Below are 24,805 nucleotides of genomic sequence, written 5' to 3'. Positions count from 1 at the left end.
TCGGACCCGCCAAGCGCGCGACGGCTGAAACGTCCTCCTGAGCCACGCTCCCTGGTGAGCCTCCGCCCGGTACACGCCACGGGCCGGGCGGCGGTAGCACGGGCGGGCCGGTCACCCCGGGGAGTGGGGTGCCGGCCCGCCCGTGTCGTTCAGGCGCCGCTCCAGGATTCGGCAGCGCGCTCGCAACGTTCTCCGGACGATTCCTCCGCGGATCGCGCCACGGCCGCCGTCCGGGTCCGGCGCGCGTAGAGCAGGGCACCGGCGGCGACGACGAGCGTGCTCAGCATGTACCACCCGGTGAGCACCAGCAGGACGAGCGACGCGGCCAGGGAGACCCCGGCGCACCACCACGCCGGGGACCGGTGCGGCAGGAGGCGGACGGCGGCGGCGGAGCCCATGAGGTACACCAGCACGAACGCGCCGCTCGTGAGCAGGACGAGGGCCCGGGCCGCGGTCCCGGTCAGGGCCACCACCAGCATCGACACGCCGGCGAGCCCGGCCACCACGGCGAGGCTGCGGCGGGGCACCTCACCGGCGCCGGAGCCGCGCGCGAACCACGCCGGCAGCGCGCCGTCGCGGCCGAGGGCGGCGCCGAGCTTGGCGGCGCCCGCGTAGTAGGCGTTCATGGTGCCGAGCGTGAGCAGCACGGCCGCCGTCGCGGCGATGGCCCGCACCTGACCGCCGACGCCGCGGGCCAGCAGCTCGGCGAGGGGCGCGTCGCCGGTGGCGGCCGGGCCGAGCACCAGGATGCTCGCGGCGGCGATGCCCAGGTACAGCACGCCGACGACCAGCAGCGCGATCGCGGTCGCGCGGGGCAGGTCGCGTGCCGGGCGGCGGAAGTCCGCGGCGAGCGAGGTGACCGCCTCCCAGCCGGCGAAGCCCCAGACCAGCACCGCCGCGGCGGATCCGACGGCCCACCAGCCGTGCGGGGCGAACGGGCGCAGGTTGGCCGGGTCGGCGTGCAGCAGCGCCGTCGCGGTGGCGGTGAGCAGGAGCGTGATGAGCAGCGCGGCGAGGCCGAGCTGGAGCCGGCCGGAGACCCGAACCCCGCCGAGGTTGCCGACGGTCACGATGAGCATCAGCCCGACGGCGGTGAGCAGCACGGTGCGCGTACCGCCGCCGAGCGCCGCCGCGACGTAGGCGCCGCCGAACAGTGCGGCGGCGGGCGCGCCGACCGGCACCGCGAAGTAGAACGACCAGCCGACGACCGCCGCGGCCCGCCCGCCGAAGGCCCGCCGCACGTAGGTCGCGACGCCGCCCGCGTCCGGGTGCCGGGCACCGAGCGCGGCGAAGGTCGCGGCGAGCGGGACGGACAGCAGGATCAGCGCGGCCCAGGCGAGCAGCGACGCCGGGCCCGCGGTCTGGGCGGCGAGCGCGGGCAGGGCGATCACCCCGGTGCCGAGCACCGCCCCGATCGACAACGCCGCCCCTTGTGGCACAGTCATCATGATCTTCATCTTGGATGTTGTACGACCTGAGCCGTGAGTGGCAGGAATGCCATCCTCGGATACATTCGTGCCATGAGTGCGCAGCGCCGTCACGTGGTCGGGGTCGCCGTCACCGAGGACCTGCCGGTCTTCGAGCTCGCGGTGCCCTGCGAGGTCTTCGGCATCGACCGGGCCGACCTGGCCGACCCGTGGTACGAGCTGCGCTTCGCGGCCGCGACACCGGGCCGTCACGCGGCGCGGTCGGGTCTGACGGTCGACGCGCCGTACCCCCTCGAAACCCTCGCCGACGTCGACACCCTGATCCTGCCGGCCTTCGCGCGGGCCAGGCAGATCGAGCCGCCCGACGAGCTGGTCCGCACCGTCCGCAAGGCGCACGAGAACGGCCGGCGGATCGTCGCGATCTGCACGGGGGCGTACGTGCTGGCCGCCGCCGGCCTGCTCGACGGCCGCCGGGCCACCACACACTGGATGAACGCGTTCGACTTCGCCCAGCGCTACCCGGCCGTCACGTTCGACCCCGACGTGCTCTACACGCAGGACGGCAACGTGTTCACGTCCGCCGGGACCGGCGCGGCGATCGACCTGTGCCTGCACCTGGTGCGGCTCGACCACGGCGCGGCGGTCGCCAACGAGGTCGCGCGCCGGATGGTGGTGCCGCCGCACCGCGACGGCGGGCAGTCACAGTTCGCGAACCTGCCCCAGCGGCCCCGGACGCCCGACACGCTCGCCGGTGCGCTCGACTGGGCGCGGGAGCGGCTCGACCAGCCGCTGACCGTCGCCGACCTGGCGCGGCAGGCGCGGCTCAGCCCGCGGACGTTCGCCCGCCGGTTCCGTGCGAGCCTCGGGACCACGCCGCTGCGGTGGCTGGTCGGGCAGCGCGTGCGGCTGGCGCAGGAGCTGCTCGAGACGACGGACGACTCGATCGAGCGGATCGCGCACCGCAGCGGCTTCGGCACCCCCGCCAACCTGCGCACCCACTTCGTACGACAGACAAGCGTCACCCCGGGGACGTACCGCCAGGTGTTCCACCTCCCCCCACCCCGTTGATCTTGCAGTTGTGGTGCCGCGACACTCCCACGATGTCCGGGTCTGTCCGGCACCACAACTGCAAGATCAACGCAGGGAAAGGGTCAGCAGGGGATGAGTTCGGAGCGGCGGACGCGCACCCGGGTGCCGTCGGTGAGCGTCACCTCGACCCGGCCCGCCGGATCGGTGTCACCGAACGCGTAGATCTCCTTGCCCGCGTGCTCCGCGAGTGCCGCATGGTTGGCACCGCTCCGGTCCGGCCGCAAAACCCACTTCAACTCCGGCGATTTACCCATTTCGCCCACCCCCTCGCAGCCAACGGTAGGGGCTCGCCGGGCCGGGCGGGCGCGGCCACGCGGAGGCGGCGGCGGATGGCACCCGTGTGGGTGAGCCGCAGCCGGGCGCGGGCAGCACGCCTCAGTCCTTGCTCAACTGGGCACGCAGCGAGCGCAGCGCGCCGGCCAGGAGGCGGGAGACGTGCATCTGGGAGATGCCGAGCTCGGCCGCGATCTGAGACTGGGTCAGGTTGCCGTGGAAGCGCATCGCGATGATCTTCTGCTCGCGCTCGGGGAGCTTGGCCAGCAGCGGCCGCAGCGCCTCGCGGTTCTCGACGTTGCGCATGTCGGGGTCCTCGCCGCCGAGCAGGTCGCCGAGGCCGTTGGCGCCGCTGTCACCGGCGTCGCCGACCGGTGCGTCGAGCGACAGCGCCCGGTACGCCTGGCCGCAGTCCAGGCCCTCGATGATCTCCTCTTCGCTCACGTTCAGGCGGGTGGCGAGGTCGGTGACGGTCGGGGAGCGGCCGAGGTCCTGGGCGAGGTCGCCGGAGACCTTGCTGATCTCCAGGCGCAGTTCCTGGAGGCGGCGGGGGACGCGGACGTCCCAGCCCTTGTCGCGGAAGTGTCGTTTGAGCTCGCCGACGATCATCGGGATCGCGTAGCTGGTGAACGCGGCGCCGCGCGTCGGGTCGTAGCCGTCGACGGACTTGATCAGGCCGAGGTTGGCGACCTGGACGAGGTCGTCGAACTGTTCGCCGCGGTTGCGGAAGCGCCGGGCGAGGTATTCGGCCAGCGGGATGTACAGCTCGATCAGCCGCGTGCGGGCCCGGTCCCGGTCCGCGCCGGCCGGCAGGTCGGCCATGAGCGACAGCAATGCCTTGGCCTGCGCGTCGGTCTCCCGGTTGGCCCGCGACGGGGCGTGCGTGCGCCCGTCCGCGGGGACGCTGCGGCCGGTGGGAGCGGTGGGAGCGGTGGGAGCGGTGTGCTCGATATCGACAGTCACGACAAATCGCCTTTCGATCGGTGCCACGACGGACCCCTGAACCAGGAGTTTCGGTGGGTGATCGAGCGGGCACCTCACACGGAGCAGGCCCGGGCAGGGGCTGACTCAAGAGGGCGGGCTCGTCAGACCGGTCAGGTACGTCACCCACAGCACCCGTGTCTTGAGCGCCGGCGGAGAACCTCCGGTGTCACCACACTGCGGGTTGCCGCCGTTGCTGGACGGCTCCGCGCACATCGGTGGGACGTGTCGACTGTACAAGAAATTGCCGTACGGCAAAAGTCGCGACCTGCGAGCCGCCGTGACAACCGCCGAAACTTCCGGTTCGGCGCCGCGGCCGGTGCGGATGGGTCGGTGACCGGTATCTCACACTCACCAGCCATCGAGCGCGGTAGCTCCGAAGTCCTTCCGCAGGCGGTTCGACAGCCCGGACCGCCACCGATGTGGGAGGACCACGGACATGCGCACTGCAACCCCTGCCGGTCGCCGGTGGCGCGCCGCGGCCGCCGTCCTCGCGGCGGCCGGAGTCGCGTTCCTCGGCCTGGGCCCGGCCACCTCAGCGGCGTCGAGCCACCGCGAGGCCCCGCTGATCGCGGCCGACCCGGCCGTCGACAACACCGACCTCTACGCGTTCGTCAGCCCCGAGCGCGCCGGCTACGTCACGTTCATCGCCAACTGGCAGCCGTTCGAGGAGCCCAGCGGCGGCCCGAACTTCTACCCGTTCGCGACCGACGCCGTCTACACCGTCAACGTCGACAACGACGGCGACGCCAAGGCCGACGCGATCTTCCGGTGGACGTTCCAGAACGTCGACAGGCGCGGCGGCAACACCTTCCTCTACGCCAACGGGCCGGTCAGCTCGATCGACGACGAGAACCTGCTCTTCCGGCAGACCTACACGCTCGAGTCGTCGTTCGACGGCCAGCCGTTCAAGACCCGCGTCACCGGCGCCCCGGTGGCACCGTCGCGGGTCGGCAAGGCCACCATGCCCGACTACGCCAAGCTGCGCGGCGAGGCGAACAAGCGCCTGCCGGGCGGCTGGAACGTCTTCGCCGGCCAGGCCGACGACCCGTTCTTCCTCGACCTGCGGGTGTTCGACCTGCTGTACGGCGGGGACCTGAGCGAGGTCGGCCAGGACACCCTCGCCGGGTTCAACGTCAACACGATCGCCCTCCAGGTCCCGTTCTCCGACGTGGCCCTGAAGGGCGACGCGAAGCGCAACCCGGTCATCGGCGTCTGGACCACGACCGAGCGGGCGAAGACCCGCGTGACCGGCCAGCCGGCCGCCGTCGGCGGTGACCGGGTCCAGGTGTCCCGGCTCGGCAATCCGCTGGTCAACGAGGTGGTCGTGCCCGCGTCGCTGAAGGACGCGTTCAACTCGATCAGCCCCGACAAGGACGCCGACATCCCGGCGGTCGTGGCCCGGGTCACCGACCCGGAGCTGCCGAGGCTCGTCGAGGCCGTCTACCGGGTGCCCGCGCCCCCGGCACCGCGCGACGACCTCGTCGAGATCTTCCTGACCGGCATCACCACGAAGGCCGGCGGGCCGATCAAGGCGGACCTCAACTCGCAGCTCGACAACGCCGACGTGGACGCGAGCAGGTTCCGCCCGGCGGAGATGCTGCGGCTCAACCTGTCCGTGCCGGTGACCGCGCGGCCGAACCGGCTGGGTGTCCTCGCCGGTGACCTGCAAGGCTTCCCGAACGGCCGGCGGCTCACCGACGACGCGGTCGACATCGCGGTCCAGGCCGTCGAGGGCGCGGCACAGACCGGCAAGCTCGTCGGCGCGCTGGCGGCCGGCGACAAGGTCGACGCCAACGACAACACGTTCGGCGCCGAGTTCCCGTACCTGGCCCTGCCGAACAGCGAGTCGGTCAACCAGGGCAAGGGGGGTGCCGTGACCGGCGGTGGCGGCGGTGCCGCGAAGAGCCCGTCGGCGCAGGCGGCCCCGGACACGACGCCGTCGGCCGTCGAGTCCGGCACGGGCATGACCGCCGTAGCGGTCGGCACGTCGGTCGTCGCGGCCGGCCTCGGCACCCTGATGTTCGTCGGCTGGTGGCGCCGCCGCCGCGGCACCAACCAGCACTAGCACGCTATCCACCAACGTCGACCCGGCCCACCTTGCCGATCTTGCAGTTATGGTGCCGAGACACTCCCTGAATGCCCGGTTTGTCAGGCACCACAACTGCAAGATCGACGCGCAACAAACCCTGGCACTCCCCGAGGAGGATGTAGTGCGACTGCGTGCGTTTCTTGTGGTGGTACCGGCGGCCGCGCTGCTTCTCGGCCTCGGCGCCGTCGCCGGCCTGCCGGAGCGCCACCCCGGCACGGCCACGTTCGTCGACCGCCCACCGGTGTCCACCGGGCTGGCCGCCTCGATCGACGCCTACCAGGAGCGGCTGCGCACGGTGCCGGGCGACTGGACCACCTGGGCGGCGCTCGGCGAGGCGTACCTGGAGCAGTCCCGGACCGGCGCCGACCCCGCCTACTACCCGAAGGCCGAGGGCGCCCTGCGCAAGTCGCTGGAGGTCCGCCCGGCGGGCAACGAGCCCGCGCTCGCCGGACTCGGCGCCCTGGCCAACGCCCGGCACGACTTCGCCGGCGCGAAGCGGCACGCGCAGCAGGCGCTCGTCGTGAACCCGTACTCCGCGACGGCGTACGGCGTGCTCGCCGACGCCGAGACGCAGCTCGGGCACCCCGCCGAGGCGACCGCCGCCGTCCAGCGGATGCTCGACCTGAAGCCGGGCCTCAGCTCGTACACCCGCGGCTCTTATGATCTTGAGCAGCACGGCCGGCGGACCGAGGCGATCGCGTTGATGGAGCGGGCGCTGGAGGCGGCGACCGAGCCGGCCGACGTCGCGTTCTGCCACCAGCACCTGGCCGGGCTGGCGTGGGCCGCGGGCGACACGGCGACCGCGGCGCGGCACGTGGCGCTCGGGCTGGCCGCGGCCGAAACCACAGCCGGGGCGGCGGCCGGACTCTGGCAGCTCAAGGCCAGGCTGGCCGCCGCCGCGGGCGACCTCGAGACCGCGCTCGCCGACCTCGACAAGGTGGTGGCGCGCACGCCCACCGTCGACGTGCTGCTCGAACAGGCCGGCCTGTTGCGGCTCGCCGGCCGCGACCCGGCGCCGGCGCTGCGCCTCGCCCGGGCGGCGCACCAGCTCTTCACCGCCAACGGCGGCACCGACGACCTCGGCGCCGCGGCCCTGGCCCTCGCCGCGGACCGGCCCGGCGAGGCCGTGGACCTGGCGACGAACGAGTGGCACCGGCGGCAGTTCGCCGACGTCGCCGACGTGCTGAGCTGGAGCCTGCTGCGGGCCGGGCGGGCCGCCGAGGCGATGCCGTACGCGCGGCGGGCCGGCGCGCTGGGCCGCGTCGACGCCACGCTCGCCTACCACCACGGAATGATCGCGCTCGCCAACGGCGACCGGGCGACGGCGCGCGGCCAGCTACGGCTCGCGCTGTCGCTCAACCCGAGGTTCTCCCCCGTCGACGCGCCGATCGCCGGGCGCACCCTCGCCTCGCTGGAGCCGTGATGCGCCGCCTGCTCGTGCTCCTCGGTACCGCTGCCGCGGTCGTGGCCGGCGCGCTCCTAGCACCCGGCTCCGCGCACGCCCACCCGCTCGGCAACTTCTCCGTCAACCAGCTCGGCGCGCTGACGTTCCACCCGTCCCGGGTCGACGTGCTGGCCCTCGTGGACCTCGCCGAGCTGCCGACGCTCCAGGAACAGTCCACAGTGGACTCGATGGGCGCGCCGGCCTGGGCCGCGCGGGAATGCTCGGCCCTGGCGGGGGCCTTCTCGGTGCGGGTCGGTGGCGCGCCGCTGGCCTGGACGGTCGAGACCTCGTCGTACACCTACACCGACGGCAGCGCCGGGCTGCGGACCAGCCGCCTCGAGTGCACGCTGTCCGCACCCGCCCCGCTGACGTCACCGTCCACCGTGGACGTGGAGAATCGATACCGGACCGACCGGGTGGGGTGGCGTGAGCTGACGGCGACGGCTTCGGGGGTACACCTGGTGTCGCCGTCGCTGCCCGCCACGAGCCGCAGCGACGGGCTGCGCGGCTACCCCGGCGACCTGCTGAGCTCCCCGCCGGACGTACGGTCGGCGCGGCTGACGGTGGAGCCGGGCGGCAGCACCGTCGCCTCCCCCGGCGGCACCGCGGCCGCGGCCCCCGTCCTCCCGGGCCCGCTGGGCCGCGCGGAGGCGACGCTGCGCGGCTGGGCCGGCACCCGCGAGCTGACCCCGTGGGTCGGCGTCCTCGCGGTGCTGCTGGCCCTGGTGCTGGGCGGCGCGCACGCCGCGCTGCCGGGCCACGGCAAGACGGTGATGGCCGCGTACCTCGCCGGCCGGCGCGGCCGCCCGCGTGACGCCCTGACCGTGGGCGCCACGGTGACGCTGACCCATACCGGCGGCGTGCTGGTGCTGGGCCTGCTGCTGACGACGGCGGCCGGCCTGGCCGGCGAGACGGTGCTCGGCTGGCTGGGCGTGACGAGCGGTGTGCTGGTGGCGGCGGTGGGCCTGGGAATGCTGCTGTCCCGCCGGCGGCGGCCGGCGCACCCCCACACCCACTCCCATTCGCACGACCACTCCCATTCGCACGACCACGGCGGGCGACCCGGCCGGCTCGCGATCGTGGGGATGGGTGTCGCGGGTGGCCTGGTGCCCAGCCCGTCGGCGCTCGTCGTCCTCCTCGGGGCGGTCGGCCTGGGGCGCACGTGGTTCGGTGTGCTGCTGGTGCTCGCGTACGGTCTGGGCATGGCCGCCGTCCTCACCGCCGCCGGCCTGGTGCTGATCAAGGTCCGCGACCGGTGGGCGGGCAGGCTCCGGCCGGGTGATCGGCTCGGTGATCGGCTCGGTGATCGGCTCGGTGATCGACTGGCCCGGCTCACCCGCCTCGCACCCATCGGGACCGCGGCACTCGTGCTGGTCGTCGGGTCGGCCCTCGCCGTCCGGTCGCTCGTCACGCTCTGAGCGGGCGATCGCCACCTCCGCACGGCCCGCCGTCGCCCTGCTGCGGGGTGGCGGCGGGACGCGGTATCCTGGCCTCGGGCAGTGCGCCTGCCCGCGCCCGCCACGGCCGCCCACGCCGGCCGTGCACGAGGCCAAGAGTCCCCGACTCAGCGCATCGGTGCAGGATGCCCGGCGGGAGTCTCGCCGTCCGATCGGTGCGAGCGTGGGTCGACGCCGGAGGACTCGTGATGGCCGAGGAAACACCGCAGGGCACCCCTGCCGCAGGCGACCCCGCAGACGATCCCGCAGACGATCCCGGACAGGGCGCCGCGCAGTCCCCCTCCGGGGGGAGCATCCCGAAGCGGCCCGGCCGGAAACCGCGACCGGACCGGGCCCGGCGGCGCGCGGTGCGGGCGCATGCCGCGCAGGCCGGTGTGGCATATTCCGTCGCGGCACGGCAGGTCAAGGCCGCCCGCCTGCGGGCCGGGGAGACGCTCGGCAACGCGGGCCGGACCGTGTATCCGGCGTGGATCGGCCACGGGGAGCGGTGGACGATCGTGTCCCGGGAGGCGCGCGGGGCCGAGGTCAAGCTCGCCGACGCGCGGCGGGCCGGGCGGCTGCCCGGCGGCCGGGCCGAGCACCTCGTCGAGCGGTTCCCGCCGGGGCTCGACGACGCGTTCTACGCCGGGGAGCGGCGGGCCGAGCTGCTCGCGCTCGTGTATCTCGTCGTCGCCGACGACAGCCCGGGGCTGGTGCCGGCGGCGCTCGACCTCGCCTGGACCGCCGAGCTCGGTGAGGAGACCGCCGTCGACGCGGTCTGCGCGGATCTCGACCGCGCCGCCCGGCGGGTCCTCGACGGCGGGGTCGCCGAACGGTGGCGGCGGATCGAGGCCGCCCTGGTGAAGGCTCAGCACGACCGGGAGTGGCGGGTGCGGTACGAGGCCGACCTGCTGGTGCTGGCCTACCGCGCGTTCGTCACGCCCGGGGAGGACGCCGCCGGCGAGCCGTTCGTCGTCAGGGCGCCCTGGGCGGGGGTGCGGCAGGTGCTCGACGCCCTGCTGGTGATCGCCGACGACGGGCACGCGCCCGGCACCCGCGTGCGGACCGTGGGCAGCAGTCCACGCGCGGAGGGCACCGTCGTGGGCGCCCGCTGGGGGCCGGGCGGCCCGCCGACCGGCTACGAGGTGCGGATCGACGGCGAGGCCGCGACCCGCACCTGCAAGCCCGAGGAGATCGTCATCCTGCCGGGACAGGAGTCGGACGCTCCGGCGCTGGTGTTGTAGCGGGCGCGCCCGACACGGTCAGGACCAGGCCGTCCGGGCCGGCGTCCGCCAGGACCGTCCGGCCCGCGGCCAGCTCGTCGCGCAGGATCCGCGTCGAGAGCTCGTCCTCCAGTTCCCGCCGCACGGCGCGGCGCAGCGGCCGCGCGCCGAGACGCGGGTCGTGGCCGGCCGCCGCCAGCCGCGACCGCGCCGCCGCCGTCAGCGCCAGGGTCACCCCGCGCGCGGCGAGCCGCGCGGCGACCCGCTCGACCAGGAGGTCGACGATCCGCAGCAGGTCGGCGGTGGTGAGCGGGTCGAAGACGACGGTCTCGTCGATCCGGTTGAGGAACTCGGGCCGGAAGTGCTGCCGCAGGTCCCGCACCGCTTCCTGCGCCGCGGAGGACGCCAGGTCGCCGAAGCCGGCCGTCGCGGCGAAGCGGGTGCCCAGGTTCGTGGTGAGGACGATGACGGTGTTCGTGAAGTCGGTGACCCGGCCCTGGCCGTCGGTCAGCCGGCCGTCCTCGAGGATCTGCAGCAGGGTGTGGAAGACGTCGGGGTGGGCCTTCTCGATCTCGTCGAACAGCACGACGGAGCACGGCCGGCGGCGCACCCGTTCGGTGAGCTGACCGCCGTCGTCGTGGCCGACGTATCCGGGTGGCGCACCGACCAGCCGGGACACCGTGTACCGGTCGTGGAACTCGGACATGTCCAACTGGATCAGCGCGTCCGCGCCGCCGAAGAGTACCTCGGCGAGCGCCTTCGCCAGGGACGACTTCCCGACGCCGGACGGTCCGGCGAAGATGAACGAGCCGGTCGGGCGGCGCGGGTCGGCGAGGCCGGCGCGGGCCCGGCGGACGGCCGTGGCGACGGCCCGGACGGCGGCGTCCTGCCCGACGAGGCGCCGGTGCAGCTCGTCCTCCATGCGCAGGAGCCGGGTGGTCTCCCCCTCGGTGAGCCGCTGCACCGGGATGCCGGTCCACTGGGCGACCACCGACGCCACATGGTCCTGATCGACGTGATCCTGGCCGGCACCGTCCCGGCCGGCCGGGGCCGATCCGCCGCCGAGCCGCACCCGCGCGCCCGCCTGGTCGAGCAGGTCGATCGCCTTGTCCGGCAGGTGGCGGTCCGGCACGTACCGGCCGCCGAGCGACACGGCCGCCTCGAGCGCGGCGTCGCTGTAGGAGACGCCGTGGAACGTCTCGTACCGCTCCCGGAGGCCGCGCAGGATCTCCAGCGCCTGCGCGGGCGTCGGCTCGGCGACCTCCACCGGCTGGAAGCGCCGGTCGAGGGCGGCGTCCCGCTGCACGTACCGGCGGTACTCCTCGTGGGTCGTCGCGCCGATGGTCCGCAGCTCGCCGCGGGCGAGCAGCGGCTTGAGCAGCGACGAGGCGTCGATGGCGCCCTCGGCCGCGCCGGCGCCGACGAGGGTGTGGAGCTCGTCGATGAACACGATGACGTCGCCGCGGGTGCGGATCTCCTTGATCACCTTGCGCAGGCGCTCCTCGAAGTCGCCGCGGTAGCGGGCCCCGGCGACGAGTGAGCCGAGGTCGAGCGAGTACAGCACCTTGCCGGCGAGCGCGGCGGGGACGGTCCCGGCGACGATCCGCTGGGCGAGGCCCTCGACGACGGCGGTCTTGCCGACGCCGGCCGCGCCGGTCAGGACGGGGTTGTTCTTGCGCCGGCAGGACAGCACCTGCACGACCCGCTCGATCTCGGCGTCGCGGCCGATGACCGGGTCGAGGTCGCCGGCCCGGGCGGCGTCGGTGAGGCTGTGCCCGAACTGGTCGAGGACGGGGCTGCCGGTCGGCGACGCCGCCGGGGACGCCGCCGCGGGCGCCGCGTCGTCCAGCGACGGGTGCCCCGACAAGGCCCGCACGACCTGCGCCCGGACCGCGCCGAGGGAGGCGCCGAGCCGGATCAGGATCTGCACGGCGACGCCTTCGCCCTCGCGGATGAGACCGAGCAGGATGTGCTCGGCGCCGATGTGGTCGTGGCCGAGCTGGAGCGCCTCGCGCAGGGCGAGCTCGATGACCCTCTTGGCCCGGGGGCTGAACGGGATGCTCCCGCCCGGCGCCTGCCGCCCGGTGCCGACGATGTCCTCGACCTCGCGGCGGACGGCGTCGAGGGAGATGCCGAGGTGGCGCAGGGCATCGGTGGCGGCTCCGGGCTCCCCGCCCTCCCCGGCGCGCTCACCCTCGTGGAGCAGTCCGAGCAGGACGTGCTCGGTGCCGATGGAGTTGTGGTTGAGGATCCGGGCCTCTTCCTGGGCCAGGACGACGACCCGGCGGGCCCGGTCGGTGAATCGTTCGAACATCGCCATCACGCCTTCCGGCGGGGCCGCTCCCGATCAACACGAGCACCGCACCCGCCAACCGTCACGGAAAGGTGGATGCGCTGAGTCGAGGCCTCTTGGCCGTGCCGCCGCGCGGGCGGCGTGTGGCTCGGGCAGGCGCACTGCCCTTCATCACCTTACCGTCACCGGCTTGGCGCTGCCGACCCGAACAGTGATAGAAGGATGCCGTGACGGCAACGACGCTGTTCCAGCGCACCAGCGGCCGCCTCGGGGCGCCGACCCTGCTGCTCGGTGGGCCGCTCGGCAGCAACCTCGACATGTGGCGTCCCCAGCTTCCGGCGTTCGCCGAGCGGTTGCGGGTGGTCCGGTTCGACCATCGCGGGCACGGCGGGTCGCCGGTGCCGCCCGGCCCGTACCGCATCGAGGATCTGGGACGGGACGTGCTGGCGCTGCTCGACCGGCTGGGCATCGAGCGGGCGTCGTACTGCGGGCTCTCCCTCGGCGGGATGGTCGGGATGTGGCTGGCCGCGCACGCGCCGGAGCGCATCGAGCGGCTGGTGCTGATCTGCACCGCGGCGCACCTGCCGCCGGCCGACGGCTGGCTGACCCGGGCCGGGCAGGTGCGTTCCTGGGGCATGGGCAGCATCGCCGACGCGGTCCTCGGCCGCTGGTTCACGCCGCGGTACCGTGCGGCGCTACCGGCCCGCGTCGCGCCCTTCCGGGCGATGATCGCCGCCAGTCCGGCCGAGGGCTACGCCGGCGGCTGCGAGGCGATCGCCGGGATGGACCTGCGCGACGACCTGTCGAGGATCACCGCGCCGACGCTCGTGGTCGCGGGCGCCGACGACCCGGCGACCCCGCCGGAGCACGGCGAGGTCATCCACGCCGGCATCGCCGGCAGCCGCCTGGCGGTGGTGCCGAACGCGGCCCACCTGGCCAACGTGGAGCAGCCCGAGGCGGTCGCCCACCTGGTGCTGGACCACGTGCTTAGCTGACCGACTGGTAGACCGCCAGCGTGCGGTCGGCGATCGCGGACCAGGAGAAGTGGTCCACGGCCCGCTGGCGGCCGGCCCGGCCGAACTCGGCCGCGCGGGCCGGCTCCTCGAGCAGCTCGTTCATGGCGTCGGCGAGGTCGGCGACGAACCTCGCCTCGTCCAGCGGGGTGCCGGAGCCGTCGGTGACCTGGTCGATCGGGACGAGCAGGCCGGTCTCGCGGTCGGCGACGACCTCCGGGATGCCGCCGGTCGCGGTGGCGACGACCGCCGTCCGGCAGGCCATGGCCTCCAGGTTGACGATGCCCATCGGCTCGTAGATCGACGGGCAGACGAACAGCGTGGCGTGGCTGAGGACCTGGATCACCTCGTGCTTGGGCAGCATCTCCTGGATCCACACGACACCCTGGCGGTGTTCGCGCAGCTCGCCGGCGAGGCCGGTGACCTCGGCGGCGATCTCCGGGGTGTCCGGCGCGCCGGCCAGCAGGACCAGTTGCACGTCCGGTGGCAGGTGGCGGGCAGCGCGCAGGAGATACGGCAGCCCCTTCTGCCGCGTGACGCGCCCGACGTAGACGACGGAGGGTCGCCGCGGGTCGATGCCGAGGCGCTCCAGGACGTCGGTGGCCGGGTCCGGCGCGTACTGCTCCGTGTCGATGCCGTTGTAGACCACGTGGACCCGGTCGGGATCGACGGCCGGATAGGCGCGCAGCACGTCGGCCTTCATCCCGGCGGAGACGGCGATGACGGCGTCGGCGGCCTCGACGGCGGTCCGCTCGATCCACGACGAGAGCGCGTAGCCGCCGCCGAGCTGCTCGGCCTTCCAGGGGCGCAGCGGCTCAAGGCTGTGACTGGTGACCACGTGCGGGACGCCGTAGAGCAGCTTGGCGGTGTGACCGGCCAGGTTCGCATACCAGGTGTGGCTGTGCACGATGCTCGTCCCGGCGCAGCCGGCGGCCATCTCCAGGCCGACCCCCATGGTGCGCAGGGCCGCGTTGGCGCCGGCGAGGCCGGCCGGATCGGCGTAGCCGGTGACCCCGGCCTCGGCGCGCGGCCCGCCGAAGCAGTGGACGCGCACGTCCAGCGGGAGCTTGCGCAACTCGCGCGCAAGGTACTCCAGATGCACACCCGCGCCGCCGTAGACGTCCGGGGGATACTCTCGAGTAAGCAGGTCTACACGCACGTCCCAAACCTTAGTGCCGTTCGTCTGGCGCGACATGCCGGACACGTTTAGCGTCTGCGCCATGGCTGCCAAGAAGGTCCTCGCGATCGTCCTCGCCGGAGGCGAGGGCAAACGGCTGATGCCGCTGACCACCGACCGGGCCAAGCCGGCGGTGCCGTTCGGCGGGATCTACCGGCTGATCGACTTCGTGCTGTCCAACCTCGCCAACGGCGGCTATCTGAAGATGGTCGTGCTGACGCAGTACAAGTCGCACTCGCTGGACCGGCACGTCACGAAGACCTGGCGGATGTCGACGCTGCTCGGCAACTACGTGACGCCGGTGCCGGCGCAGCAGCGCCTCGGCCCGCGCTGGTTCGCCGGGTCGGCCGACGCCATCTACCAGAGCCTGAACCTCATCAACGACGAGCGGCCCGACTACGTCATCGTCTTCGGCGCGGACCACATCTACCGGATGGACCCGGAGCAGATGGTGCGCCAGCACATCGAGTCGGGTGCCGCGGCGACGGTGGCCGGGATCCGGCAGCCGCTGGTTACCGCCGACCAGTTCGGTGTCATCGAGGTCGGCGCCGGCGGGCAGCAGATCAGCGCGTTCCGGGAGAAGCCGACGGACGCCAGGGGCCTGCCGGACTCCCCCGACGAGATCTTCGCGTCGATGGGCAACTACGTGTTCACGACCGACGCGCTGATCGACGCGGTGACCCGCGACGCGCAGGACCCGGGCAGCAAGCACGACATGGGCGGCGACATCATCCCGTTCTTCGTGGCGAGGAACGAAGCCGCCGTCTACGACTTCAACGACAACGTCGTGCCGGGCAGCTCGGACCGCGAACGCGGCTACTGGCGGGACGTGGGGACGCTCGACTCGTACTACGAGGCCAACATGGACCTCATCGCGGTGCAGCCGATCTTCAACCTGTACAACTTCGAGTGGCCGATCTTCACCGGCAACAGCCCGTGGCCGCCCGCGAAGTTCGTGCATGGCTGGGGCGAGCGGGTCGGCCGCGCGGTCGGCTCGATGATCTCCCCGGGCGCGGTCATCTCCGGCGCGCTGGTGGAAAACTCGGTGGTCTCGCCGAACGTCCGGGTGCACTCCTGGGCCCACGTCGAGGGTGCGGTGCTCATGGAGGGCGTCGACATCGGGCGGCACGCCGTGGTGCGCAACGCCATCCTGGACAAGAACGTCATCGTGCCCGAGGGCATGGAGATCGGCGTCGACCTGGACCGGGACCGGCAGCGCTACACCGTGTCCGACGGGGGCGTCGTGGTCATCGGCAAGGGTCAACGCGTCGAGCCGTAGCGGCGGTGACGCGCCGGCCGCCTGCCGGCCGGTCGTGACGACAGTGCCGACAGTCGTGCCAGCAGCCGGGACAACGGTCGCGACGACGGTTGCGAAACCGGCCGCGAAACCGGCCGCGATACCGGACAACACCTGACAACCCTGCCAACTCGGCGCGGATTCGATACGGTGAGGATCATGGGTAACCCCGCGGAGCAGCACCCGCCCGAAGCCCTCAAGACGGAGATCGCCACGACGAAACCCACCGACACCGAAGTCGCCCTCGCCACGCAGGACACCGTGGAGACGGCCGAGTCGCCCGCCGCCAGTTTCCGGGCGTCCACCCGGCCCGCGGACGCGGCGGCCGGTGCCGCCGGGTCCGCCGCCGGCTGGCCCTGGGACGAGCTCGGGCTCGGCCAGCGGTTCCCGATCGAGCAGGTCACGCCGTCGATCGAGGGCGGGCGGTTCCCGGCCAAGGCCGTCGTCGGCGAGCGGGTCCCGGTCTCCGCCGTCTCCTATCGCGAGGGCCACGCGATGATGGGCTGCAACGTCGTCCTCATCGGACCGGACGGGCGGGAGGGGCCGTTCGCCCGCATGCGGCCGGGCGCGCCGGGCACCGACCGCTGGTTCGGCGAGGTGCGCCCGGACGCGGTCGGCAGGTGGACGTTCGCCGTCGAGGCGTTCAGCGACCCGTACCTCACCTGGCACGACGCGGTCTCGAAGAAGATCGCCGCCGGGCAGGGTCTGGAGGACCTCGCCAACGACCTGGCCGAGGGTTCGGCGCTGCTGCACGACGCCGCCAAGGGCGTGCCCGAGCGGGAGCGGGACCGGGTCACCGGCGCGGCCCTGGCGCTCGCCGACACCGGCATCCCGTTGTTCGCCCGGGTCTCCCCCGCCCTCGGGCTGGCCGACGTGCTGTGGCGGCACCCGCTGCGCCAGCACGTGACCCGGTCGGAGCCGCTGCCGATCTGGTGCGACCGGCAGCGGGCGCTGTTCTCCGCGTGGTACGAGTTCTTCCCGCGCTCCGAGGGCGCGGTCGTCGACGATGCCGACCTGCCCGTCACGCACGGCACGTTCCGCACCGCCGTCCCGCGGCTGCGGCAGGTCGCCGACATGGGCTTCGACGTGGTGTACCTGCCGCCGATCCACCCGATCGGCCGGGTCAACCGCAAGGGGCCGAACAACACGCTGGTCGCCAGGCCGCGGGACGTCGGTTCGCCGTGGGCGATCGGCGCGGCGGAGGGCGGCCACGACGCGATCCACCCCGATCTCGGCACGCTCGACGACTTCCGGGCGTTCGTCGACGCCGCCCGCGACGCGGGTGTCGAGATCGCCTTGGACCTCGCGCTGCAGTGCGCGCCGGACCATCCGTGGGTCACCGAGCACCCCGAGTGGTTCACCACGCGGGCCGACGGGAGCATCGCCTACGCCGAGAACCCGCCCAAGAAGTACCAGGACATCTATCCCCTGAACTTCGACAACGACCCGGAGGGCATCCGGGCCGAGATCCTGCGGGTCGTGCTGCACTGGGTCGCGCAGGGCGTGAAGATCTTCCGGGTGGACAACCCCCACACCAAGCCCGTGGGGTTCTGGCACTGGCTCATCGACGAGGTCAAGGCGGTCGACCCCGACGTGCTGTTCCTGGCCGAGGCGTTCACCAAGCCGGCCATGATGCACGGCCTGGGCAAGATCGGCTTCAGCCAGTCGTACACGTACTTCACGTGGCGCGTGCAGGCGTGGGAGCTGCGCGAGTACGTGCGGGAGCTCATCGCCGCCGCCGACCACATGCGGCCCAACTTCTGGCCGAACACGCCGGACATCCTGCCCGAGCACCTGCAGCACGGCGGGCCACCGATGTTCAAGACCCGCGCGGTGCTGGCGAGCCTGCTCAGCCCGTCGTGGGGCATGTACGCCGGCTACGAACTGTTCGAGCACGTGGCCCGGGCGGGTTCCGAGGAGTACCTCGACAACGAGAAATACCAGTTGCGGCCCCGCGACTGGATCGGCAAGGAGCACGACGGCGAGTCCCTGGCGCCGTACCTGCGCCGCCTCAACGCGGTCCGCAAGGCCAACCCGGCGCTGCACTGGCTGCGCAACACCGTCTTCCACGGCATCGACAACGAGCGGTTGCTCTGCTTCTCCAAGCGCGACCCGGACAGCGACAACACCGTCCTCGTGGTGGTGTCGCTGGATTCGCACGACGTGCAGTGGGGTAACACGACGTTGGACATGCCCGCGCTGGGTTTCGACTGGCACGAGCGGTTCACGGTGCGAGATGAGATCACCGGCGCGACCTTCGACTGGGGACAGCACAACGCGGTCCGGCTCGATCCCCTGTACGAGCCGGCCCATGTGTTCACGGTGCACCGCCACCGCTGACAGCACCGGCGACAGCAGCAAGGTAGGTACCAAGATGACGGACGAAGGCACCCACGTCGCGGACGGCATGGTCGAGCACCCGTCGGCCAGCGACTTCGGTCAGGCGCGGGTGCTGCCCGCCGACACCACCTGGTTCCAGCGAGCGGTGTTCTACGAGGTCCTCGTCCGAGCCTTCGCCGACTCCAACGCCGACGGCTCGGGCGATCTCAAGGGCCTCATCAGCCAGCTCGACTATCTGCAGTGGCTCGGCGTCGACTGCCTCTGGCTGCCGCCGTTCTACGACTCGCCGCTGCGGGACGGCGGCTACGACATCCGCGACTTCTACAAGGTGCTGCCCGAGTTCGGCACGGTCGACGACTTCGTCGCCCTGCTCGACGCGGCCCACAAGCGCGGCATCCGGGTCATCACCGACCTGGTCATGAACCACACCTCCGACTCGCACCTGTGGTTCCAGGAGTCCCGCCGCGACCCCGACGGGCCCTACGGCGACTACTACGTCTGGAGCGACACCGACACCCGCTACGCCGACGCCCGGATCATCTTCGTCGACACCGAGGAGTCCAACTGGACCTTCGACCCGGTGCGGCGGCAGTTCTACTGGCACCGGTTCTTCTCGCACCAGCCGGACCTCAACTACGCCAACCCCGAGGTCCAGCGCGAGATGATCGACGTGCTGCGGTTCTGGCTCGACCTCGGCATCGACGGCTTCCGGCTCGACGCGGTGCCCTACCTGTTCGAGGCCGAGGGCACCAACTGCGAGAACCTGCCGGACACCCACGAGTTCCTGCGCCGCTGCCGCAAGGTCATCGACGACGAGTACCCGGGCCGGGTCCTGCTCGCCGAGGCCAACCAGTGGCCGGCGGACGTGGTGGAGTACTTCGGCGACCCGGCGACCGGCGGCGACGAGTGCCACATGGCGTTCCACTTCCCGCTGATGCCGCGCATCTTCATGGCGGTCCGCCGCGAGTCCCGCTTCCCAATCTCGGAGATCCTCGCGCACACCCCGGCGATCCCGGCGAACTGCCAGTGGGGCATCTTCCTGCGCAACCACGACGAGCTGACCCTCGAGATGGTCACCGACGAGGAGCGCGACTACATGTACGCGGAGTACGCCAAGGACCCGCGGATGCGCGCCAACGTCGGCATCCGGCGCAGACTCGCGCCGCTGCTGGAGAACGACCGCAACCAGATCGAGCTGTTCACCGCGCTGCTGCTGGCGCTGCCCGGCTCGCCGGTGCTGTACTACGGCGACGAGATCGGCATGGGCGACAACATCTGGCTCGGTGACCGCGACGGCGTGCGCACCCCGATGCAGTGGACCCCGGACCGCAACGCCGGCTTCTCCCAATCCAACCCCGGACGGCTGTACCTGCCGGTGATCCAGGACCCCGTCTACGGGTACCAGTCGGTCAACGTGGAGGCGCAGAAGGAGAGCTCCACCTCGGTGCTCAACTGGACCCGCACGATGCTCGCGGTGCGCCGGCGGCACGAGGCCTTCGCCGCCGGCCAGTTCCGCGAGCTCGGCGGCTCCAACCCGTCGATCCTGGCGTTCGTGCGCATCCACGGCGACGACGTCGTGCTGTGCGTGAACAACCTCTCGCGCTTCCCGCAGCCGATCGAGCTCAACCTGCAAGAGTGGGCCGGGTACACCCCGATCGAGCTGACCGGCCATGTCCAGTTCCCGAACATCGGGCAGTTGCCGTACCTGCTGACGCTGCCCGGGCACGGCTTCTACTGGTTCCAGCTCGTCCAGCCCGCCGAGCAGCCCCAGTGAGCAGTCTTAGGAGATTCCGACGATGACGTCACTGCCGTTCACCGACTGGCTGCCGCATCAGCGGTGGTACGCCGGCCGCAACCGCGTCCTGGCCGGGGTCGAGCCGGCCGCGGTGACGCCGCTGCCCGACGGGCTCGACCACGTCCTGCTCGACGCCCGCTACGCGGACGGCGGCACCGAGCGCTACCAGGTCTTCGTCGGCTGGGACCTCAACGTGGCCGCCGAACTGTCCGCGGCGGCGTTCATCGGCTCGGAAGGCGACCGGGCCGGCTCCGACGCCCTGTACGACGAGCACTCCGCCCAGCGGCTGCTGGCCCTCATCGACACCGGCGCGGTCGTCGACGGCCTGCGGTTCGTGCCCGAGCCCGGCGTCGCGCTGCCCGTCGACGCGCCGGCGCGGATCGGCGGCGCCGAGCAGAGCAACACCAGCGTCGTGTTCGACAACGCCGCGATCCTCAAGGTCTTCCGCCGGGTCGCCGCCGGGATCAACCCGGACCTGGAGCTCAACCGGGTCCTCGCCCGGGCCGGCTGCCCCAACGTGGCACGGCTGCTCGGCGCGGTCGAGAGCAGCACCGACGACGGCGAGCCGATGACCCTCGCGATGGTGACCGAATACGCGCGGAACTCCGCCGAGGGCTGGGCGATGGCGGCCGCGAGCGCCCGGGACCTGTTCGCCGAGCACGACCGCAACCCCGACGAGGTCGGCGGCGACTTCGCCGGCGAGTCGATGCGTCTCGGCGAGGCCGTCGCGCACGTCCACCGGACCCTGGCCGAGGAGCTCGGCACCCGGACGGCCCCGCCGCCGACCGAGGCGATGCTGGCCCGGCTGGAGGCCGCGGCGCCGACCGTCCCGGAGCTGTCGCAGCTCCTGCCCGGCATCCGCGACATGCTGCGCACCTTCGGCGACGGGCCGGTGCGGACCCAGCGCGTCCACGGCGACCTGCATCTCGGCCAGGTGCTGCGCACCCCCGAGTCGTGGCTGCTCATCGACTTCGAGGGCGAGCCGGGTGTCGCCGTCGAGGAGCGCCGCCGGCCGGACTCCGTCCTGCGGGACGTCGCCGGCATGCTGCGCTCGTACGAGTACGCGGCCTACCACCTGCTCGTCGGCCAGGAGGACGACGAGGAACTGGCCGAGCGGGCCCGGCAGTGGGTCGACCGTAACAGGGACGCGTTCTGCGACGGCTATGCTGCCGCCGCCGGTTACGACCCGCGCGACGACCAGGCCCTGTTGTGCGCGTACGAGCTGGACAAGGCGGTCTACGAGACCGCGTACGAGTCCCGCCACCGGCCGAGCTGGCTGCGCATCCCGCTGCAGTCGATCGAGCGGATGGTCAACGGCTCGGACCTGAGTGCAGGACGCTGACGAACCGCCTACGGACAAGGTGACCGACCCCATGAATCTCGACGACCTGATCACCGGCCGGGCCCATGACCCCCACGGCGTCCTGGGCGCCCATCCCGGCGCCGGCACGACGGTCATCCGGGCGTTGCGCCGCGGCGCCTCCGACGTCGCGGTGGTGATCGGCGACGAGCGGCACCCGATGGCGCGGGTGCACGCGGACGGGATCTTCGAGGCCGAGGTCCCCGGCACCGTCGGCGACTACCGCATCGACGCCGACGGCACGGTCACCGACGACCCGTACCGGCACCTGCCGACGATCGGCGAGCTCGATCTGCACCTCATCCGCGAGGGCCGGCACGAGCGGCTGTGGACCGTGCTCGGCGCGCAGGCCAACCCCGACGGTGTCGCGTTCGCGGTGTGGGCGCCGAACGCCCGCGGGGTCCGGGTCGTCGGCGACTTCGCCGGGTGGGGGCCGCACGACGGCTGGCCGATGCGCTCCCTCGGCGGCAGCGGGGTCTGGGAGCTGTACGTCCCGGGCGTCCAGGTCGGGGCGCGGTACAAGTACCGCCTCCTCACCCCGGACGACGAATGGGTGGAGAAGGCCGATCCGCTGGCCCGGCAGACCGAGACGCCGCCCTCGACCGCGTCGGTGGTGACGCAGTCCACGTACGACTGGAAGGACGCGGACTGGCTGACCCGGCGGGCCGAGCGCACCCCCTACGAGGAGCCGGTCAGCATCTACGAGGTGCATCTCGGGTCCTGGCGACCCGGACTGTCCTATGTGGAGCTCGCCGACCAGCTCACCGAGTACGTCACCGACCTCGGCTTCACCCACGTCGAGTTCCTGCCGGTCATGGAGCATCCGTTCGGCGGCTCCTGGGGTTACCAGGTCACCGGCTACTACGCGCCGACGGCCCGGTTCGGCTCGCCCGACGAGTTCCGCCATCTCGTCGACCGGCTCCACCAGGCCGGCATCGGCGTCATCCTGGACTGGGTGCCGGCCCACTTCCCGCGGGACTCGTGGGCCCTCGCGCGCTTCGACGGCACGCCGCTCTACGAGCACGGCGACTGGCGCCGCGGCGAGCACCCGGACTGGGGCACGCTCATCTTCGACTTCGGCCGCAGCGAGGTCCGCAACTTCCTCGTCGCCAACGCCCTGTACTGGTGCGAGGAGTTCCACGCCGACGCGCTGCGCGTCGACGCCGTCGCCTCGATGCTGTACCTCGACTACTCCCGCGAGCACGGCCAGTGGGCCCCCAACCAGTACGGCGGCCGGGAGAACCTCGACGCGATCTCCTTCCTGCAGGAGACCAACGCGACGGTCTACAAGCACCACCCCGGCATCATGATGATCGCCGAGGAGTCGACGGCGTGGCTGGGCGTGACCCGCCCCACCGAGCAGGGCGGCCTCGGGTTCGGCTTCAAGTGGAACATGGGCTGGATGCACGACACGCTGACGTACGTCGGCAAGGATCCGATCTACCGCCAGTACCACCACAACCAGATGACGTTCGCGACCGTCTACGCGTGGAGCGAGAACTACGTCCTGCCGATCAGCCATGACGAGGTCGTGCACGGCAAGGGCTCGCTCGTCGGCAAGATGCCCGGCGACCTGTGGAAGAAGATCGCCAACGCCCGCGCGCTGCTGGCCTACATGTGGTCGTTCCCGGGCAAGCAGTTGCTGTTCATGGGCTGCGAGCTAGGCGACGAGGAGGAGTGGAGCGAGGAGCGCGGCCTCAACTGGGGCCTGCTCAACGACCCGTTCCGCGCCGGCCTCCAGCGGCTCGTCCGCGACCTCAACGGCACGTACCGGCGCACGCCCGCCCTGTGGAACCAGGACACCACACCCGACGGCTTCCGCTGGATCAACAACGAGGACTCGGGCAACAACGTGTTCTCGTACCTGCGGTGGGGCGGCGACGGGTCGGTGGTCGCGGTCGTCGTGAACTTCGCGGCGCACCCGCACGACGGCTACCGCCTCGGCCTGCCGTTCGCCGGTCGCTGGACCGAGATCCTCAACACCGACGCCGACGTCTACGGCGGCTCGGGCGTGGGCAACCTCGGCGCCGTCGAGGCCGAGGCGGCGCCGTGCAACGGGCTGCCGGCCTCCGCCGAGCTGCGGGTGCCGCCGCTGGGCGCGCTCTGGCTCAGGCTCGGCTGACCCGCCACCCGGGCCGGGGCGGCGTGCGCCGGGTCCGTAGGCTGACCGCATGCCGGTCGACTTCCGCGAAACGGTCCGAATCGCCGCCCCCGCCGCCGTTGTCAACGACGTGGTCCAGGCGGTCGAGGCCTGGCCCACCTGGACCGCGTCGGTGTCCACCGTGGACCGCGACGGCTCCGGCCCGCTGACCGTGGGCGAGATCGTCACCGTGCGGCAGCCGAAGCTGCCGCCGTCGACGTGGACGGTGACGAAGGCCGGCGGCACCGGCTTCGAGTGGGTGTCCCGGTCCCCCGGCATCCGCAACGTGGCCGGCCACTGGATCACCGACCACGACGACGGCACCTGCGAGGTCGAGCTGACGCTGTCGTTCGCCGGCCCGCTGGCCCGCGTGACGACCCTGCTCTACGGCGGCCTGATCCGCCGCTACGTCCACCTGGAGGCCGAGGGCCTGCGCGCGGCGTCCGAGTCCCGGTAGCCGCGGTGGGCGCGGTGGCCGCGGCCCGAGCTCAGACCGACACCCAGCCGTCGAAGCCGCTCGGGGACATGCAGTGGACCCGGCCGTCGAAGCGCAGGTCCGGGTCGGTCGCGTAACGCTCGGCGAGGGCCCGCTCCGCCGCGGTGTCGCCCCGGTCCGCGGCCAGCAGCATCGCCGCCAGCTCGTCGGCGACCCGGTCGGTGATGGCGCCCCACTGGTCCCACAGCAGCAGCTCGTCGCGCTGGCGGTGGGCGACCTCCAGCAGCACCGAGTCGAGCAGGAACTGGTGACCGCGGAACGGCAGGAACGGCGACACGCCGTAGGTGTCGGCGTCGAGCAGTCCCCGCCGGTGCGCGTCCCACGCCTGGGCCGCCGTCACGAACTGCGGGACGTCGGCGGTGTCGAACGGGTACCGCTCGGGGTCGAGCTGGGCGTCGGCGAGCACCCAGCGCGAACCGTTCCAGTATTCGGCGACGGCGTGGTCGTAGTTCCAGTCCTCGGCGAGATACGGCGCGAACCCGACCCGGATCCGGGCCGGGACGCCGCGGTGGCGCAGCGCCGCGACGGTGAGCAGCGCGAAGTCGCGGCAGCAGACGACGACCCGGTCCCGCTCCGGCCGCGGCTCGGCGAGCGGCGCCGGGAACCGGCGCTGGTCCAGCTCCAGGAGCCGCTCGGCGAACCGCGAGTCGACCTCGGCGAGCCGCGAGCCGGTGAACGTGATGCCGGCCGCCACGTAGTGCACGAGCACGTTGCGGATGATGCTCATCAACGCCGGCACGTCGGCCGGCAGGTCGTCCAGCAGTGCGCCGAACCGGCCGGGGTCACTGAAGCGCGTCTGCTCGCGGTACCGATGCTGCATCCATCGAACCTAACAACATTTATCCGCCGTCAACCGCCCGGAACGGGGTCGACGTCTGACGCGCTGTGATCGCGGGGGTCGTGCCGTGCTCGACCACGTCGAACAAGGC

The 24,805-nt window shown here is 72.7% G+C and carries 18 protein-coding genes; 12 read left to right on the top strand and 6 right to left on the bottom strand.

Translation table 11 applies throughout. The annotated features are described in order from the left end of the window. Positions 1–149: 149 nt before the first annotated feature. Entirely contained in the window at positions 150–1,448 is a 1,299-nt protein-coding gene (locus tag Drose_RS17890; RefSeq protein ID WP_260729316.1) for an APC family permease, read from the bottom strand. A gap of 72 nt (positions 1,449–1,520) precedes the next feature. Between Drose_RS17890 and Drose_RS17885 the strand changes: the two genes are divergently transcribed. After that, entirely contained in the window at positions 1,521–2,495 is a 975-nt protein-coding gene (locus Drose_RS17885; protein ID WP_260729315.1) for a GlxA family transcriptional regulator, read from the top strand. Between the two features lie 83 nt (positions 2,496–2,578). On the opposite strand, the gene Drose_RS17880 is transcribed toward Drose_RS17885, so the two are convergent. Together Drose_RS17880 and Drose_RS17875 are read right to left on the bottom strand one after the other, a co-directional pair. Then, entirely contained in the window at positions 2,579–2,752 is a 174-nt protein-coding gene (locus Drose_RS17880) for a hypothetical protein (protein ID WP_260729314.1), read from the bottom strand. A gap of 139 nt (positions 2,753–2,891) precedes the next feature. Beyond that, positions 2,892–3,752: an RNA polymerase sigma factor SigF gene (locus Drose_RS17875; protein ID WP_260729313.1), complete on the bottom strand. Its 861-nt coding sequence runs from the start codon at positions 3,750–3,752 to the stop codon at positions 2,892–2,894. A gap of 457 nt (positions 3,753–4,209) precedes the next feature. Between Drose_RS17875 and Drose_RS17870 the strand changes: the two genes are divergently transcribed. From Drose_RS17870 to Drose_RS17855, 4 genes are all read left to right on the top strand, one after another. After that, complete coding sequence (locus Drose_RS17870; protein WP_260729312.1) at positions 4,210–5,838, top strand: DUF4331 domain-containing protein; 1,629 nt, start codon at positions 4,210–4,212, stop codon at positions 5,836–5,838. A 145-nt stretch (positions 5,839–5,983) separates the two neighbouring features. After that, positions 5,984–7,285: a tetratricopeptide repeat protein gene (locus Drose_RS17865; protein WP_260729311.1), complete on the top strand. Its 1,302-nt coding sequence runs from the start codon at positions 5,984–5,986 to the stop codon at positions 7,283–7,285. Further along, entirely contained in the window at positions 7,285–8,724 is a 1,440-nt protein-coding gene (locus tag Drose_RS17860; protein WP_260729310.1) for a nickel/cobalt transporter, read from the top strand. Before Drose_RS17865 ends, Drose_RS17860 begins: the two co-directional genes overlap by 1 nt. A 413-nt stretch (positions 8,725–9,137) precedes the next feature. Continuing rightward, positions 9,138–9,986: a hypothetical protein gene (locus Drose_RS17855; protein WP_260729309.1), complete on the top strand. Its 849-nt coding sequence runs from the start codon at positions 9,138–9,140 to the stop codon at positions 9,984–9,986. On the opposite strand, the gene Drose_RS17850 is transcribed toward Drose_RS17855, so the two are convergent. Further along, positions 9,940–12,279, bottom strand: coding sequence for an ATP-dependent Clp protease ATP-binding subunit (locus Drose_RS17850; protein ID WP_260729308.1), 2,340 nt, complete (start codon positions 12,277–12,279; stop codon positions 9,940–9,942). The two genes, Drose_RS17855 and Drose_RS17850, sit on opposite strands and share 47 nt — an antisense overlap. Before the next feature lie 206 nt (positions 12,280–12,485). Here Drose_RS17850 and pcaD point away from each other — a divergent pair, with 206 nt between their 5' ends. Next, complete coding sequence (pcaD, locus tag Drose_RS17845) at positions 12,486–13,253, top strand: 3-oxoadipate enol-lactonase (RefSeq protein WP_260729307.1); 768 nt, start codon at positions 12,486–12,488, stop codon at positions 13,251–13,253. On the opposite strand, the gene glgA is transcribed toward pcaD, so the two are convergent. Further along, positions 13,246–14,430: a glycogen synthase gene (gene glgA / locus Drose_RS17840; protein WP_260729306.1), complete on the bottom strand. Its 1,185-nt coding sequence runs from the start codon at positions 14,428–14,430 to the stop codon at positions 13,246–13,248. The two genes, pcaD and glgA, sit on opposite strands and share 8 nt — an antisense overlap. 61 nt (positions 14,431–14,491) lie before the next feature. Between glgA and glgC the strand changes: the two genes are divergently transcribed. From glgC to Drose_RS17810, 6 genes are all read left to right on the top strand, one after another. Then, positions 14,492–15,727 carry a glucose-1-phosphate adenylyltransferase gene (glgC, locus tag Drose_RS17835; RefSeq protein WP_260729305.1) on the top strand — a complete coding sequence of 412 codons (1,236 nt, stop codon included), beginning with the start codon at positions 14,492–14,494 and terminating at the stop codon, positions 15,725–15,727. A 177-nt stretch (positions 15,728–15,904) separates the two neighbouring features. Further along, positions 15,905–18,085: an alpha-1,4-glucan--maltose-1-phosphate maltosyltransferase gene (locus Drose_RS17830; RefSeq protein ID WP_260729304.1), complete on the top strand. Its 2,181-nt coding sequence runs from the start codon at positions 15,905–15,907 to the stop codon at positions 18,083–18,085. 34 nt (positions 18,086–18,119) lie between these two features. Beyond that, on the top strand, positions 18,120–19,859 hold the full coding sequence (gene treS, locus Drose_RS17825) for a maltose alpha-D-glucosyltransferase (protein WP_260729303.1): 1,740 nt from the start codon (positions 18,120–18,122) through the stop codon (positions 19,857–19,859). A 22-nt stretch (positions 19,860–19,881) separates the two neighbouring features. After that, positions 19,882–21,222 carry a maltokinase N-terminal cap-like domain-containing protein gene (locus tag Drose_RS17820; RefSeq protein WP_260729302.1) on the top strand — a complete coding sequence of 447 codons (1,341 nt, stop codon included), beginning with the start codon at positions 19,882–19,884 and terminating at the stop codon, positions 21,220–21,222. A gap of 31 nt (positions 21,223–21,253) precedes the next feature. Continuing rightward, positions 21,254–23,362: a 1,4-alpha-glucan branching protein GlgB gene (gene glgB, locus Drose_RS17815; RefSeq protein WP_260729301.1), complete on the top strand. Its 2,109-nt coding sequence runs from the start codon at positions 21,254–21,256 to the stop codon at positions 23,360–23,362. A gap of 49 nt (positions 23,363–23,411) precedes the next feature. Beyond that, positions 23,412–23,837, top strand: a complete 426-nt coding sequence (locus Drose_RS17810; RefSeq protein ID WP_260729300.1) for an SRPBCC family protein — start codon at positions 23,412–23,414, stop codon at positions 23,835–23,837. A 31-nt stretch (positions 23,838–23,868) separates the two neighbouring features. Here the strand turns inward: Drose_RS17810 and Drose_RS17805 are convergent, their stop codons facing one another. Further along, positions 23,869–24,696 carry a transglutaminase-like domain-containing protein gene (locus Drose_RS17805; protein WP_260729299.1) on the bottom strand — a complete coding sequence of 276 codons (828 nt, stop codon included), beginning with the start codon at positions 24,694–24,696 and terminating at the stop codon, positions 23,869–23,871. Between the last annotated feature and the right edge of the window lie 109 nt (positions 24,697–24,805).

The organism is Dactylosporangium roseum (genome assembly GCF_025264685.1).
In the GTDB taxonomy this organism is placed as follows: Bacteria; Actinomycetota; Actinomycetes; order Mycobacteriales; family Micromonosporaceae; genus Dactylosporangium; species Dactylosporangium roseum.
The sequence above is the reverse complement of the archived record's forward strand: the minus strand, read 5'-3'. Positions and strand labels throughout refer to the sequence as shown.